Origin of the sequence: Nocardia wallacei (assembly GCF_029869545.1) — a bacterium.
GTDB lineage: Bacteria > Actinomycetota > Actinomycetes > Mycobacteriales > Mycobacteriaceae > Nocardia > Nocardia wallacei_A.
Genome location: NZ_JARWQD010000320.1, coordinates 51,601 through 65,516, shown reverse-complemented (window position 1 = coordinate 65,516; position 13,916 = coordinate 51,601). Strand labels below are relative to the sequence as shown.

The window sequence follows — 13,916 nt, the reverse complement described above, 5'->3', positions numbered from 1 at the left end:
TCAGCTCGCTCGCTCCCGTGTCGTCGAATCCGCCTGCGCGAGTGCCTGTTCGACGAACTCGGCGGTGTGGCGCAACGCGGCGTGGGCCTCGGGCACCAGCAGCGGCAGGGCCTGGAAGACGTGAATCCGGCCGGGCCACAGCTCGAGTTCACACCGCGCGCCCGCCGCCTCGGCCATCTTCCGCAGCTGCCGGGCGTCGCCGGACAGCATCTCCTCCGCGCTCGCCTGCACGAACAGCGGCGGCAGGGCCGCGCCGGGCGGGATCGTCAGCCGCAGCCGCGGCGAGTCCTCCGGCTGCCCCTCGGTGTACAGCGCGACGAGGCGGCGGCCGACCCACGCCGGGGCCATGGGGTCGGGTCGCCGCCGGTCCTCCCGTTCGGCCAGGGTCAGCGACAGGTCCAGCAGCGGGGAGAACATGAAGACACCGGCGGGCTGCGAGGTCGCGGATCGCAGATTCTCCAGCAGCAGATCGAGGGCCAGGTGCCCGCCCGCGGAGTCGCCCCCGATCACCAGGTTCTCGGGCCGGTAGCCGTGCGTCAGCAGCCAGCGGTAGCCCGCCTCGACATCCGCGGCGGCGGCCGGGAAGCGATGTTCGGGCGCCAGGCGGTAGTCGATGAGGAATACCGGCAGCCCGGTGTCGCGCGACAATCGTGCGGCCAGGCCCCGATGGGTGCGCGCCGAGCAGACCACGTAGCCGCTGCCGTGGATGAAATAGATTGCGCGCTCGCCCTGTTCGACCCCGGGCGCCCGGACCCATTCACCGCGGACCCCGCCCGAGCGCACGCGCGTCACGTGCGTGCCCGGCGGCGGCGGGCCGAATGCGGCCATGATGGCGGCGATCAGCCCGCGCCCGGCCCAGATGCCCGCCCGGTTCCGCGGCAGCAGCGCGTTGAGCTGCCGCAGACCGACCACCGATGTCGCGGCCGCGATGCGGGCCTGCAACGACGGTGAATCCGGCACTGCCGAGACGGTCGCCGTTGACCTCGTCTTCGTCATGCCGCCAAGCATCAGTCCGGCATGTGCCATTTGTCAATGGCAGAAATATCGCGAAGATTTCACGAAGGGGCCGAAATGATCGCCGGGCGGACCTAGCCCCGCCGGAGTTCGTGCACGTAGCCGCGGGAGACCGTCGAGGTGAGCACGTCGAGGACCCGCACCACGGCGGAGGCGTCGACCGGCCGGTCCGCCCGGCCGGGATCGCCGCCCAGTTGTTCGATCATCCCGGCGATGCTCTCGTGGATGGCGTGCAGCACCGTCTCGATCGGCACCGCGCTGCGCGCGCATTCCGCGGCGGCGTACTCGAGGCGATCCAGCAGATCGGAGGTCACGGCATCGGAGGCGTCGAGCAGCACCAACGCCAGTTCCAGTCCGATCTGTATCAATGTTCCCGGGTCCCTCGAGGTGTCGTTCCGATCCATGATTTTCGCCCTCCCCGAAGGACACAAGCCGCCGTTTGTGGTGTCACCGCGCCGAAAGTCGAGCCGCTGCCGACGGTAGGTGTGTGCTGAGACAACCACGACCCGGCCAGCAAACTTTGGGTAATAAGACCGACGTCCAGCTACCCCATTGGGACGAATCACAACCCCACTCCCCTGTCACGAATCACAAATCCCCCCGATCCCCCGTTCCCCCATCCGACAGTCGGCGACGGCTGTCGCCCGAGCCCCGGGACTCCTCCGCATCCGGTTGGGGTCCGCGCCAGCGTTCGACCACCTCGACCATGCGCCGGCCGAGGTGGTCGAGATAGTGGCCGATATTGTCCAGGCGAGCCCCCGCCGGTGTGGTGACGCCGAGGATCTCGGCACCGCGGCGGACCACATCGACTTTCTCCGCGGCAGCGCGGGCGAGGTTCAAGGTGGTGCGATACCAGGTGTCGTCATCTATGTAGTAACGGTCGCGCCGTACCGAATCCCGTTCCCGGCGAACGAGATCCCGCCGCTCCAGAGCGCGAACGGCCATGGAGACCGACGCCGCACTCACCTCGAGCCGACCCACCAACTCGGCGGCGGTGAGGCTGCCGGAGTCGGTGAGGTGCAGGCAGGTCAGGACCCGGGCCTGCATCCGGGGCATGCCGTCGTGCATCAGCCAACCTGGTCACAAAGCTGAACGATCCGGAAGTGCCGCTCCGGCAAGGCATCGCCGCGCTGACGGATATCCGGGAATACATGCGGCAGCTGATCGCCGCCAAGCGCGCGAGACCGGCCGACGACCTGCTCAGCGAGTTGACCGGCACCGATCTCGCGCCGGACGAGCTCACCGGAATCGCCGTCCTGCTGTTGATCGGCGGCTTCGAAACCACCGCGAGCATGCTGGCGCTCGGCACCTTCGCACTGCTGTGCCACCCGGAACAGCTCGCCGCGCTGCGCGGCGATCCCGAGCTGGCCGATCCGGCGATCGAGGAACTGATGCGGTACCTGACCGTCACCCACACCTGCACCCGGGCCGCCCTGGAGGATGTCGAGCTGGCCGGGCAGGTGATCGAAGCCGGTGCGACGGTGGCGCTTTCGCTACAGGCCGCCAATCGCGATCCGGCACGGTTCGACGGCCCGGACAGTCTCGACCTGCGGCGTGATGCGGTGGGACACCTCGGTTTCGGGTACGGAATCCATCGGTGCCCGGGTCGGCATCTCGCCCGGATCGAAATGCGGATCGCGTTACCGGCCTTGATATCTCGGTTTCCGACCCTGCGGCTCGCGGTACCGGCGGAGGAGGTTCGAATGGGGCCGGATGGGCTCGGGGTGCTTGGGGCGCAGCGGGTTCCGGTCAGCTGGTAGACGGGATACCGGCGGTCAGGGTGGCGGTGGCGATCTCGAGGAAGTCACGCAGGAGCTTCTCGCGGCGGTCCGCGGCCACGGCCAGGCATGCCTCGGCCCGCGGCGCGTCGGTGACGGTGCGGTGCACGAGGTCGGGGCGCGAGTAGGAGCGCACGACACTCAGCGGGACCAGCGCGATGCCGCGCCCGGACGCGATGAGCTCGAACTTCTCCTCCAGCGACGAGGTCCGTCGCGTCGGCACGTCGAGCATGCGCTCCCCGCCGAGATCCGCCGAGGTCAACTCGGCGCGACAGGCCAGCGGATGCGTCGCGGGCAGGCACGCGACCCGCGGCTCGTCGCCGACCCGGATCGTCCGCAGCCCCGCATCCTCGAACGGCCGCCGCAGATAGCCGACGTCGGCGCGCCCGTCGCGCAGCGGCGCCTCCTGCTCCCACCAGCGCGCCGGGATCACGTCGGTCTCGACACCGGGGTGGAGCGCCGAGAAGGCCCGAATCGCCTCCGCCACAGGCAATCCCGGCGAGAACGCGACCACGAGCCGCCGGACGTCCTGGTCGGCGTCGCGCACCCGCCGCAGCGCCGCGTCGACGGAGTCGAGAATCCCTCGCGCTTCCTCGTAGAGCCGCTGTCCGGCGGCGGTCAATTCCACGCTGCGGGTGGTCCGCACCAGCAGCGCGCACCCCAGCTCCTGCTCGAAGGCCCTGATCTGACGGCTGAGCACCGGCTGCGCGATATAGAGCCGCTCCGCCGCCCGGCCGAAATGCCGCTGCTCGGCCACGGCAACGAAATAGCGCAGCTTGCGCAGATCGAGATCCATACCCCCAAGGTATCAATCGACGGGAAGGGTATTGGACCTTCGCAGGTCAGGGCCACAAGACTCGAAGCATGATCGTCATCACGACCCCCACCGGCCAGATCGGCGGCCGACTGCTGGACCTCCTGCTCGGCGAGACACCGGAACCGCTGCGCGTCATAGTCCGCGACCCCGCCAAGCTCCCCGCCGCGGTGCGCGACCGCGTCGACGTCGTCGTCGGCTCCCACGGCGACCCCGACACCGTCGATCGAGCCTTCACCGGCGCGAACGCCGTCTTCTGGCTGCCGCCGCCCGCGCCGAGCCTGAGTGACACGTACTCCGAGTTCACCCGCGCCGCCGCGAAGGCGTTCACGGTGCACGGAATCGACCACGTCGTCGGCGTCTCGGCGCTCGGCCGCGGGACGCCCGTCGCCGACCGCGCGGGCCTGGTCACCGCCTCGCTGGCGATGGACGACCTCATCGCGAGCACCGGCGTGGCCTACCGCGCGCTCGCCAATCCGACATTCATGGACAACCTACTGTGGCAAGCGGTTTCGATCCGCGACGACGGCGTCTTCACCGGCACCGGGGCCGCCGACCGCCGGGCGCCCCTCGTCGCCACGCGCGATATCGCCGCGGCCGCGGCCCGCCTGCTGCTGGACCGCTCGTGGACCGGGACGGGCGAGGCCGCGGTCCTGGGCCCGGAGGATCTGTCGCCGAACGACTTGGCGCACACCATGTCCAACGTGCTGGGGCGCCCGGTCCGCTATCAACGGCAGACACTCGACGAGTTCGGCGCCGCGCTCGCCGCGCGCGGCACCGGGGCGGCGCTGGTGCAGGGTTACGTGGACATGATGCGCGCCAAGGACAACGGCCTCGACGACGCGGTGCCCCGGACTCCGCAGACCGCGAGCCCGACGACCTTCCGCGAGTGGTGCGCGGAGGTTCTCGCCCCGGCCGTGAGCGGTCAGAGATCGCCCGAATAGTCCTGGGAGAACCAGCGATCGGGGCGAATGGTGAACAGGACGGACTGGGTGCCGTCCATGCTGTCGGCGAAGGCGCGCCCGCCTTCGGGACCGAGGTAGCGGGCGGCGATGGCCTCCCGCACCTCCTTGGGCGAAGGGGTGGTCGCGTCGACGACGGTGCCCTCGACGATGACGTACTGATACGGCAGCTCCTCGCGCTGGACCGTCAGCGTCACCACCCCCGCCTCCTGGATGAGCCGGGCCTTGCGGCGCCCGGTGCCGGTGTTGATCCGGATATCGCCGCCGGGCGTGTAGTCGTACCAGATCGGAACGGTCGCGGGCGGGCGTCCGTCGTTCGCCGCGACCGACAGCACGCCGATGCGCTTGCCCGCGAGGAACTCCTGACGTTCGGCCTCCGTAAAGGATTTCGGCATATCAGTCCGAACGTGCCGGGCGGCGGCCTTGTTCCCGCACCCCTTGTTCGTTCCCGCACCGCCTACAAGGCCATGCAGCGGGTGCGAGAACGTGTACGGGGTGCGGGGATCCGGCCCTTGCGCCTTTCTAGGCGGTCAGCAGTAGAATTGCGGGGGTCAGGGTCGCGGCCGCGCTGGTGGCGTGCACTCCGTAGGCAGTCGACCTGGGGCCTTTGCTGTGGAGCACGATCGCCGTGTCACCGATCGGGATGAGAGCCAGGGCAACCATGAGCCCGCCGAGCGCTGGCGATGTGCCGACGGCGAGCAGAATGAATATGCCTGCCCCGCAGGCCATGTCACGAATGCCCTTGACGCGCCCCCAGGCGCGGAAGGCGGGGTCCTGCACCGGAGCGTGAGGAATACCGAAGGCGGCCGCGACCTGTGGAGCCCAGAAGAAGCTCGATCCCATGAAGACGACCAAGATGCCGACGACAGCGGCGAGTGCGTTGCCGATGATTGTTTGCACGGCGAGTTCCTTTGTTCGATCGGGTAGCGGGCTCAGGCCGCACGGACGCGGCGGATGTGGCGGGCGTAGCGGGCGCGGCCGATGACGTGCCAGATGACGCGTACCGGCACGGGGAGACCGCCGAGGAGCGTGGCGCGCTCGGCCCGGTTCGCGTCCTCGAGGACGACGCCGAAGAGGGTGAGCAAAGTGAATGTGGGCGTATTCGCCACTTGATGCTCGCCCAATGCGGCCCATTCCGCGTCGGTGATGTACTCGGCAACGAGCGGCAGCAGCGTGGCCTCCTCATCGTCGAGGTGTTCCAGCAGGACTGCCCGGTGATCGGTGAGCGCGGCCACCAGTGTGTCGCGCTCGTCGGCTCCGGCGGTGACCTCCCACGTCGACACCGCGGCGTCCAGCCTGGTCAGCGTCGCGGCGACGCGCTCGTGCTGCGCCTGCATCCGCAGGACGACATCCGTCCCGAGATCGACGCGGGCCAGCAGCGGCGGCCACAGCAGCTCGTCCTCCCCCTCATGGTGGTTCTTCATGCCCAGCCGGTAGATGCGGAAGTGCCCGGCGATCACCGCGGCGCGGGCGGTGTCGCCCGGCGCGACGGCCGCCACGAGCCGGATCAGCAGCCGCGACTCGCGGCGGAGCCCGCGATGGATGATCTCCATCTCTCGGGTGTCGATGCTCATCTGCTGTGTCCCTTCGGGTTTCATACGTTCGACGCACCGAGGCTGCGCTCGGGGTCTTGGAGAGCGTTTGGAGGCGGCTTGGAACACCGATCGCGGCCCGCGCGCGTACGATCGGCCGAGTCATGGTGATGGTCCGGGTTTTGGGTTCGTTCGCGGCTGAGAACGGCGGCGAGCCCGTTCCGCTCGGAGGCCCGCGGCAGCGCGGGGTGCTGGCCCTGCTCGTGGCTTCTCGCGGTCGGGTCGTATCGGTCGATCGGCTGATCGATGACCTGTGGCGGGGTGAACCGCCCGGCCGCGCTGTCGCGTCGTTGCAGGCCTACGTGTCCAACCTGCGTCGGCTGCTGGAACCCGGTCGCGCCCCGCGCACCCCGGCCCGGCTGCTGGTCAGCGCATCACCCGGCTACGCACTGCGGCTGCCGTCGGAAGCGGTGGACGCGTGGCAGTTCGAGCAGCTGCTCGATGAGGCGCATTCGCTCACCGATCCCGGCGCCGTCCGCGCCCGACTGGGTGCGGCGCTGGCGCTGTGGCGGGGACCGGCGTTCGCCGAGTTCTCCGACGAGCCGTGGGCGGCCGCCGAAATCGCGCGGCTCGACGAATTGCGGGTGCTCGCCCGCGAACTGCGCATCGCGGCGGGACTGCGCCTCGGCGACCCCGGCGCGGTGGTCCCCGAGGCCGAGGGCCTCACCCGTGATGAGCCGCTGCGCGAGGAAGGGTGGCGCCTGCTCGCACTCGCGTTGTGGGGCAGCGGCCGACAAGCCGACTCCCTGGTCGCACTCCGCCGCGCCCGCGCCACCTTTGCCGACGAGCTGGGGCTCGACCCGGGCCCCAGCCTAGTGGACTTGGAGGACGCGATCCTCGCCCAGCGCACAGACATCCTCCGCGCCGCCGTTCCGCTGCCCCCCGTGGAACCAGCACACACCACCACGACGCAGACCGTCGCGGAACCGCCTGGCGCGCTATCGGACTCGGAAGTGTCGCACCTCCGGGCCACCGAACCGCCGAACACTCCGCCCCGCGCGTTCGTGGGCAGGGCGGGCGAGCTCGCGGCGCTGATGGTGGCCGCCGGGGAGGCCGTCGCCGACGGGGTGCGGGTCGCGCTTGTCATCGGGGAGGCCGGGCTCGGCAAGTCGACACTGCTGGAGCACCTCGGTGCGCGGCTCGAACAGGACGGGTGGCTCGTGGCCGCCGGGCGCTGTCCCGAGCTGGACGGCGCGCCGCCCGCGTGGGCGTGGGTCGAGGCCTTACAGGTCGTGGCGGCGAGTTGCCCGCCGGGCGAGCGGGCCGCCGATCTGGCGCCGCTGCTCTGCGAATCCGGCGATTGTGGCGGCGACCCGGCGACCGGACGATTCCGGCTGCGCCTGGCCCTGTGGAACTGGCTCACCGCGGCAGCCGCTCAGCGGCCGATCGTGATGATGCTCGATGATCTGCACCGGGCGGACGGCACGACACTGGAACTGCTCGGCGCCTGCGTCGGTGTGCGGGCCCCGATCCTGATCGTCGCGGCGTACCGCGCGGACGAGAGCGAGCGGCTCACCGACACCCTCGGCTCTCTCGCCCGCCTCGCGCCGCTGCGGCTGGACCTGCCCGGGCTGCCGGTCGACGCCGTCGCCGAGCTGGTGCGCGGCGAGTGCGCGGCCGACGATACGACCGTGGCCGGCATCGCCGCACGGACCGGCGGCAACCCCTTCTACGTGCGGGAGAGTGCGCGACTGCTCAGCGGAGAGGGCGCATTGGTCGCGCTCTCCGAGGTCCCCGACGGTGTCCGGGATGTGCTGCGGCGCAGGCTCGCCCGGCTCCCGGAGAGCGCCGTGTCCGTCCTGCGGCTGGCGGCGGTGGCCGGCCAGGAGAGCTCGGTGGACGTACTCGTCCGGGCCGCCGACACCGACGAGGACGGCGTGCTGGACGCGCTGGACGCGGGCGTCATCGCCGGATTGCTCGACGAGCCCGGGCCCGGGCGCGTCCGATTCGTTCACGCGCTGGTCAGAGACACGCTGGTGACCGACGTCAGCCGGGTGCGGACCACCCGGATGCACGCCCGGATCGCCGCGGCCCTGGAAGACACCGCGGGCGATGTCACCACCCTCGCCCATCACTACGCGCGAGCAGGATCGCCGAAGGCCGTCGGCTACTGTGTGCGGGCCGCCGAACTGGCGGAGGCGCGCTATGCCCACGACGTGGCGGCCGCGCTGCTCGCCGACGCCGTCGCCAACGCCACCGAACCGGACGAGCGCGTCGGCCTGCTCGGCAGGCTGCTGCGCGCGCAGGTCAGGGCGGGGGTCTTCGCCGCGGCCAGGGACACGCGCGAGCGGGCCGTGGAGTACGCCGAATCGACCGGGCGCGAGGATCTGATGATCGCCGCGTTCACCGCCTGGACCGAGCCCACCCCCTGGCAGGCCCGCAAGTACGGCACGGTGGATCAGCCCATCGTCGACCGCCTCGTCCATTTGCTCGAGCGCACCGACCTGGACCCCGACGTGCGGGCCCACCTGCTTGTCGCCTACGCCCACGAGTTGGTGGGCGAGGGCGATCCGACGGTCATGGCGGCGGCGCGGGAAGCGCTCGACCTCGCCATCGATCCCCATTTCCGGGCTGCGGCGCTGCTGGTCCTCGCGCGTGAATCCGGGCGGGAGGAGTACTCCCGCGAGCTGGTGGAGATCGGCATCGCGCACGACCTGCCCGTCTACCGCGTGACAGGGCTGCTCAGCCAGGCCGCGAACGCCGCCGCGGACAATGATCCGACGACCGTGCACCGCGTGGCCTGCGAGGCGCTCGATCTCGCCCGCGCCTACCGGATGCCGGAGGCGATCGGCGCCGCGGAAATCGCGCTGGCCACGCTGGTGCTCATCGAGGGACGGTTCGCCGAGGCCGAGCGCCGCTACGCCGAGGCCACCGAACGCATGGGACACGCGGGATCGGTGCACGCCGCGGGCTTTCTCCGCCTCGCGCTGGCGGCGACCTGGGTCAACGCCGGTACGCTCGGCGACCACCTGGACGACGTGCGCGCCCTCCACGCGACCCTCGGCCCTATGGTCGCCGACCTGCTCGCGCTCGCCCTCCACGCCGCCGGACGCAGCGACGAGGCCCGCCGGGCCCGCACCGCACCGAGCCCGATCCGGCCCGACTTCTTCTTCACCTTCCTGACGAGCCTGCGCGCGATGGTGGTCGTCGCCTCGAGCGACCGCGAGGCGGCCGAGGAGATCTACACCGACCTGCTCCCGCACCGCGACGGCCCCCCGGCGGGCGCGGAGAGCCTGTCGCTGGCCCTGCGCCCGGTCGCGCACACGCTCGGCGAACTCTCCCACCTCCTGGGCCGCACCGAGGCGGCGGCCGCGCACTTCGCCCGGGCCGCCGACATTGCCGATCGGTGGAACGCCCCCGTCTGGTCCGCGGAGGCCCGAGAACGCGCCGATCGTGTTCTGGGCGGCCGTATTTCGCCACCACGGCAACTGTGAATGCCGGATCGGGTCATCGCGCATCGCACGTGCTCCAAGTCGGCTCCAAGCGCCTTCCAAACACCGGGGAACAGTCTCGAGCTCATCAGAACCGACCTGATACAGGAGCCGAACATGAGCACCCCCACGTTCCGGGCGGCCGTCGTCCGCACACCGGGCGGACCCGACTCGATCGAGATCGTCGACATCCCCCACACCGAGCCCGGCCCCGGCGAGGTCTGCGTCGCGGTCGCGGCCGCGCCGGTCAACCCCACCGATCTCGGTGTGGTGAGCGGCTTCTTCCATGAGCTGGGCATGATCAACCAGCCCTCGCACACGGGTCTGGGCTGGGACTTCGCCGGCACCGTGCGCGCCACCGGTCCGGGCGTGGACCTGGTCGTCGGAACGCGGGTTGCCGGTGTCGTCCTCGGCTTCGACCGCGACTTCGGCACCTACGCCGAACAACTCGTCGTGCCCGCGGCCGATATCGCCGTGGTGCCCGACGGGCTCGATCTGGTCGCGGCCTCGACCGTGCCGCTCGCCGGCTGCAGTGCGGCGCAGATCGTCGATCTGCTCGGCGACGCGCCCGCCGACGGCAACCGATTGCTGGTGACCGGTGCTGCCGGTGCGATCGGGGCCAACGTGGTCTCGCTCGCACCCGACCGCGGCTGGCGGGTGACCGGTCTGGCCCGGCCCGCGGACGAGGAGTTCGTCCGCGGTCTCGGCGCCGACTTCGTCACGGCGGCCGAGCCGAGCTGGGACGCGCTCGTCGACACCACGCCACGACAGGTGTGGGGCTTGTCCCTCGTCCGTGACGGCGGAGTCTTCGTCGGCGTCCGGCCGAATATGGTGCCCGCGGCCGAGCGCGGGATCACCGTGAACGTGTTGATGGTCCAGTCGGACGGTCCTCGATTGGGGCAGTTGCTGATCCGCGCCGCATCCGGCCGGTTGCCGACTCGAGTGCATGCCGTCATGCCGTTGGCCCAGGCCGCGGTCGCCCATCGGGCCATGTCCGAGGGTGGAACGCGCGGTCGCTACGTGCTCCAGCCTTGACCGACTCGGTCACCTCCGGCGTCAGCTGCCGCCGGAGGTGGCTACGGTGGTGGTGATTACGGCGACGGTGACGGCCTGCACCTCCTGGACCGCTTTGCGGACGGCCGCGCCGCCCCAGTTGCCTTCGCTGATCGTCTTGCCGCGGCGCTTCACGGCGCGCTTGTCGGTGTCCGGGAACAGTTTCGGGAGCAGGTCGACGGCGTGCAGGATCGACACCAATGCCGCCGTGCGGTCGTCGGGTTCGGCGCCCTCGACGACGGCCGACCGGACCCGTTCGCGGATACGCCCCTGCGCGCCCGCGGGATTCGGCTTCCACAGCGTCAGCGGGAACAGGCCCAGCACCTTCGTCGGCGACTCGCCGACCTGTCCGGCGTCGACGAGGTCGCGCAGCAGCGCCTCGCGCAGGTCCCGGGACCGGCTGCGCCAGGCGCTGAATCCGGCGACCTTGCCGACGGCGTCCTTGGGCTTGCGGCCGTCGGCCACCGCGACGAGTTCGGCCAGCCGCGGGTCCGCCGGTGTCACGCCGGTGGCGACCAGACGGCCCTTCTTCTGGTTCGGCTCGCCCGCTTCGGCCAGGCGCAGCGCCCCGTCGAGGGTCAGCTCCAGGATGGCCGCCCCCGCCAGCGCCGCCTTCAGCTTGGTGCCGTCCACGCGCGACCTGCCGGTGTCGTTGTAGGCGAGCAGGAGAAAGTCCTCGGCAACCGTCATCCCGCCGAGCCTACCGCTCAGCCGTCCTCGTACCTCCCGATGGCGGCGACCTTCGCGGCCGAGGCCGATTCGGGGTCGAAGCGGTAGCCGAGCCATTCCTTGGCGAGGCGGCGGGCCAGTTCCAGGCCGACGACACGCTGGCCGAAACACAGCACCTGGGCGTTGTTGCTGAGCACCGATCGCTCCACCGAGAAGCTGTCGTGGGCGGTGACGGCGCGAATGCCCGGGACCTTGTTCGCGCTGATGGCGACGCCGAGCCCGGTGCCGCAGACCAGCAGCGCGCGGTCGGCCCGGCCCTCGGCGACCATCCGGGCCGCGGTCACCGCCACGTGCGGATACGCGGTGTGCTCACCGTCGTCGACGCCGACGTCCAACACTTCCGCAACCCGCCCGTCGGCCTCCAGATCGGCCTTGATCGCCGTCTTGTAATCGAGACCGGCGTCGTCGCAACCGACAACGATTCGCAATCCTCCGCTCATCGGCGCACCCCTTCCGCGGCACGGGATTCGACAGCGGTTCCGGTCACGTCAACCGCCGCGGCACGAGATTCCGCGGCGGCTTCGGCTACCGCCGTTGCGGTTTCGTCCGCGCCCGCCTCGGCAGCACCCGCCCGGGCCGTACGGGGCTCGGCGTTATCGGCGTGCGTCGCACCGGGTTCGGTGGCAGACGGCCGCGCCGCGCCGCTTTCGGATGGATCGGATTCGAAGGCGTCGAGGGCCCTCCGTATGCACAGGGACAGGGAGACCGCGCCCGCGTCGGGGCTTCCGAGGCTGCGTTCGGCCAAGGGGCGGGCGCGGCCGATTCGGGGCCGCAGGGAGGCGGTGGCGTGCGCCGCCTCTTGCGCGACATTCGCTGCGGCGTGCCAGCTTTCGCCGCGTTCCAGGGCCTCGAGGAACGGCAGCAGGGCGTCGAGCATGGTCTTGTCGCCGGGTTGCGCCTTGCCGAGGCGAACGAGGGCGTCGCACGCCGCGCGCAGTGCCGCAACGATGTCCGCGGCGGTGGGGGTCCCGGTATCGCCGAGCCGGTCACCCAGCGCCACCAGGGCCGCGCCCCAGAGCACTCCGGAGGTGCCACCGGCCTGCGCGGCCCAGGCTTCCCCGGCGGCCCGCAGCACGCCCTGCGGTCCCGCGCCCCGCGCCACCGCCGCATCGGCCGCGGCACTCGCGGCCGACGTGCCACGGACCATCCCGCGCCCATGGTCACCATCGCCCGCCACCGCGTCGATGCGGCCCAGCTCCTCCTCTGCCACAACCATTTCCGCCGCGACGACACGCAGCGCCCGGGCGATGGCGGCACCACATTCCCGCGCATCCTCGGCCACGATCACCGCGCCCGCGGATCCCTCGGTACCGACGCCCCGCGTACCATGCTGTGCCGCAACCGAATTACCGGCTGCGGTCGCCTGTCGTGCACCTGCCGCGACCGCACCGCGCTCCCGCCCGGTGCCGACGATCGCTCCGGCACTCGCCCCGTCGACGCGCACCGCGTTGGTCGTTTCGGCGCCTGTATGACCGCCGGTCGACCCGGACGGCCCCGACAATTCGGCATCCGTTCGGCCGGAACCCCGTTGCCTGTCCCCCAGGCTCCCCCGCCGGAAGGCCGGGGTGTCGGCGGGGGCGGTCCACAGCCGCTCCAGCTCGTCGTCGAGCCACATGACGGTGAGCGAGCATCCGGCCATGTCGAGGCTGGTCACCAGCTCCCCCACCTCGGGGCGGACGACGGTGTAGCCCGCGGCGCGCAGCAGCGGCGCGACCGTGCCCCACACGACGAACAGCTCCTCGTACTTCGTGCGACCGAGTCCGTTGAGTATCACCGCGATTCGCGTTCCGGCGTTGGTCGGCCGTTCCCGCAGCACCCCCGATACGAGCAGTTCACCCAGCTCTGCGGCGGTCGGCAGCTCGTGCGAGGCCACCCCCGGCTCCCCGTGGATACCGAGCCCGAGGCCCATGGTGCCCGCCTCGACGGTGAACAGCGGCGCCCCCGCTCCGGGCAGCGTGCACCCGTCGAAGGCGACGCCGAGGGTGCGGGTGTGGTCGTTGGCCAGCGCCGCCACCCGTGCCACGCCGTCGAGGTCGTAGCCCTCCTCGGCCGCCGCGCTCGCGCATTTGAAAACCGTGAAATCACCGGCGATTCCGCGCCTGCGGCTCTCCTCACCGGCGGGCGCGCTGGCGATGTCGTCGGTGACCGCGAAGTATCGCGCCGCGATGCCCTCGGCCGCCAGTTGTTCGACCGCGAGGCCGAAGTTCATCACATCCCCCGCGTAGTTCCCGGTGGTGAGCAGAACGCCCGCGCCAGCGTGTGCGGCGCGGGCGACCGAGGCCGCGTCCGCCGCCGAGGGTGAGGTGAAGATGTTCCCGACCACGGCTCCGTCGGCGAATCCGGGACCCACCACCCCGCAGAACGCCGGGTAGTGCCCCGAGCCACCGCCCACGATCACCGCGACCTTCCCGGCCCGCGGCGGCGCCGAGCGCACGACACCACCGGGCACGCCCGTGACGTATCCGGCGTTGGCGTCGAGGAATCCGGTCAGCATGTCCTCGGTGAACGCCGCCGGATCGTTGTACAGCCACGTCATGAGATGT

Annotated in this window: 14 protein-coding genes; 4 read left to right on the top strand and 10 right to left on the bottom strand. The window is 71.3% G+C overall.

Features of this window, described 5'->3' with window-relative positions:
- From QH290_RS29435 to QH290_RS29425, 3 genes are all read right to left on the bottom strand, one after another.
- Window positions 1–996: an alpha/beta hydrolase gene (locus tag QH290_RS29435; protein ID WP_280267149.1), complete on the bottom strand. Its 996-nt coding sequence runs from the start codon at window positions 994–996 to the stop codon at window positions 1–3.
- A gap of 92 nt (window positions 997–1,088) precedes the next feature.
- Entirely contained in the window at window positions 1,089–1,418 is a 330-nt protein-coding gene (locus tag QH290_RS29430; RefSeq protein WP_280267148.1) for an RsbRD N-terminal domain-containing protein, read from the bottom strand.
- A 184-nt stretch (window positions 1,419–1,602) separates the two neighbouring features.
- Window positions 1,603–2,082: a GbsR/MarR family transcriptional regulator gene (locus QH290_RS29425; RefSeq protein ID WP_280386420.1), complete on the bottom strand. Its 480-nt coding sequence runs from the start codon at window positions 2,080–2,082 to the stop codon at window positions 1,603–1,605.
- A 35-nt stretch (window positions 2,083–2,117) separates the two neighbouring features.
- Between QH290_RS29425 and QH290_RS29420 the strand changes: the two genes are divergently transcribed.
- Window positions 2,118–2,774: a cytochrome P450 gene (locus QH290_RS29420; RefSeq protein ID WP_280267146.1), complete on the top strand. Its 657-nt coding sequence runs from the start codon at window positions 2,118–2,120 to the stop codon at window positions 2,772–2,774.
- On the opposite strand, the gene QH290_RS29415 is transcribed toward QH290_RS29420, so the two are convergent.
- On the bottom strand, window positions 2,764–3,588 hold the full coding sequence (locus QH290_RS29415) for a LysR family transcriptional regulator (protein ID WP_280386418.1): 825 nt from the start codon (window positions 3,586–3,588) through the stop codon (window positions 2,764–2,766). The genes QH290_RS29420 and QH290_RS29415 overlap by 11 nt on opposite strands.
- 68 nt (window positions 3,589–3,656) lie before the next feature.
- Here QH290_RS29415 and QH290_RS29410 point away from each other — a divergent pair, with 68 nt between their 5' ends.
- A complete protein-coding gene (locus QH290_RS29410) occupies window positions 3,657–4,550 on the top strand; it encodes an NAD(P)H-binding protein (protein ID WP_280386416.1) in 894 nt (297 codons plus the stop codon).
- Here QH290_RS29410 and QH290_RS29405 read toward each other — a convergent pair.
- The 3 genes from QH290_RS29405 to QH290_RS29395 all read right to left on the bottom strand — a co-directional run bounded on the left by QH290_RS29405 (window position 4,532) and on the right by QH290_RS29395 (window position 6,142).
- Window positions 4,532–4,963: a pyridoxamine 5'-phosphate oxidase family protein gene (locus tag QH290_RS29405; protein ID WP_280267142.1), complete on the bottom strand. Its 432-nt coding sequence runs from the start codon at window positions 4,961–4,963 to the stop codon at window positions 4,532–4,534. The genes QH290_RS29410 and QH290_RS29405 overlap by 19 nt on opposite strands.
- 127 nt (window positions 4,964–5,090) lie before the next feature.
- Window positions 5,091–5,468 carry a DUF4267 domain-containing protein gene (locus QH290_RS29400; protein WP_280386414.1) on the bottom strand — a complete coding sequence of 126 codons (378 nt, stop codon included), beginning with the start codon at window positions 5,466–5,468 and terminating at the stop codon, window positions 5,091–5,093.
- A 32-nt stretch (window positions 5,469–5,500) separates the two neighbouring features.
- Complete coding sequence (locus QH290_RS29395; protein WP_280267140.1) at window positions 5,501–6,142, bottom strand: hemerythrin domain-containing protein; 642 nt, start codon at window positions 6,140–6,142, stop codon at window positions 5,501–5,503.
- A 122-nt stretch (window positions 6,143–6,264) separates the two neighbouring features.
- Between QH290_RS29395 and QH290_RS29390 the strand changes: the two genes are divergently transcribed.
- Together QH290_RS29390 and QH290_RS29385 are read left to right on the top strand one after the other, a co-directional pair.
- Window positions 6,265–9,594, top strand: a complete 3,330-nt coding sequence (locus QH290_RS29390; protein ID WP_280386413.1) for an ATP-binding protein — start codon at window positions 6,265–6,267, stop codon at window positions 9,592–9,594.
- A gap of 114 nt (window positions 9,595–9,708) precedes the next feature.
- Complete coding sequence (locus QH290_RS29385; RefSeq protein WP_280267138.1) at window positions 9,709–10,626, top strand: NADP-dependent oxidoreductase; 918 nt, start codon at window positions 9,709–9,711, stop codon at window positions 10,624–10,626.
- A 21-nt stretch (window positions 10,627–10,647) separates the two neighbouring features.
- Here the strand turns inward: QH290_RS29385 and QH290_RS29380 are convergent, their stop codons facing one another.
- From QH290_RS29380 to QH290_RS29370, 3 genes are read right to left on the bottom strand one after another with little or no spacing between them, the layout of a single operon-like run.
- Window positions 10,648–11,334: a GOLPH3/VPS74 family protein gene (locus QH290_RS29380; RefSeq protein WP_280267137.1), complete on the bottom strand. Its 687-nt coding sequence runs from the start codon at window positions 11,332–11,334 to the stop codon at window positions 10,648–10,650.
- 17 nt (window positions 11,335–11,351) lie between these two features.
- Window positions 11,352–11,813, bottom strand: coding sequence for a ribose-5-phosphate isomerase (locus QH290_RS29375; protein WP_280267136.1), 462 nt, complete (start codon window positions 11,811–11,813; stop codon window positions 11,352–11,354).
- Window positions 11,810–13,909, bottom strand: coding sequence for a dihydroxyacetone kinase family protein (locus tag QH290_RS29370; RefSeq protein ID WP_280267135.1), 2,100 nt, complete (start codon window positions 13,907–13,909; stop codon window positions 11,810–11,812). Before QH290_RS29370 ends, QH290_RS29375 begins: the two co-directional genes overlap by 4 nt.
- Between the last annotated feature and the right edge of the window lie 7 nt (window positions 13,910–13,916).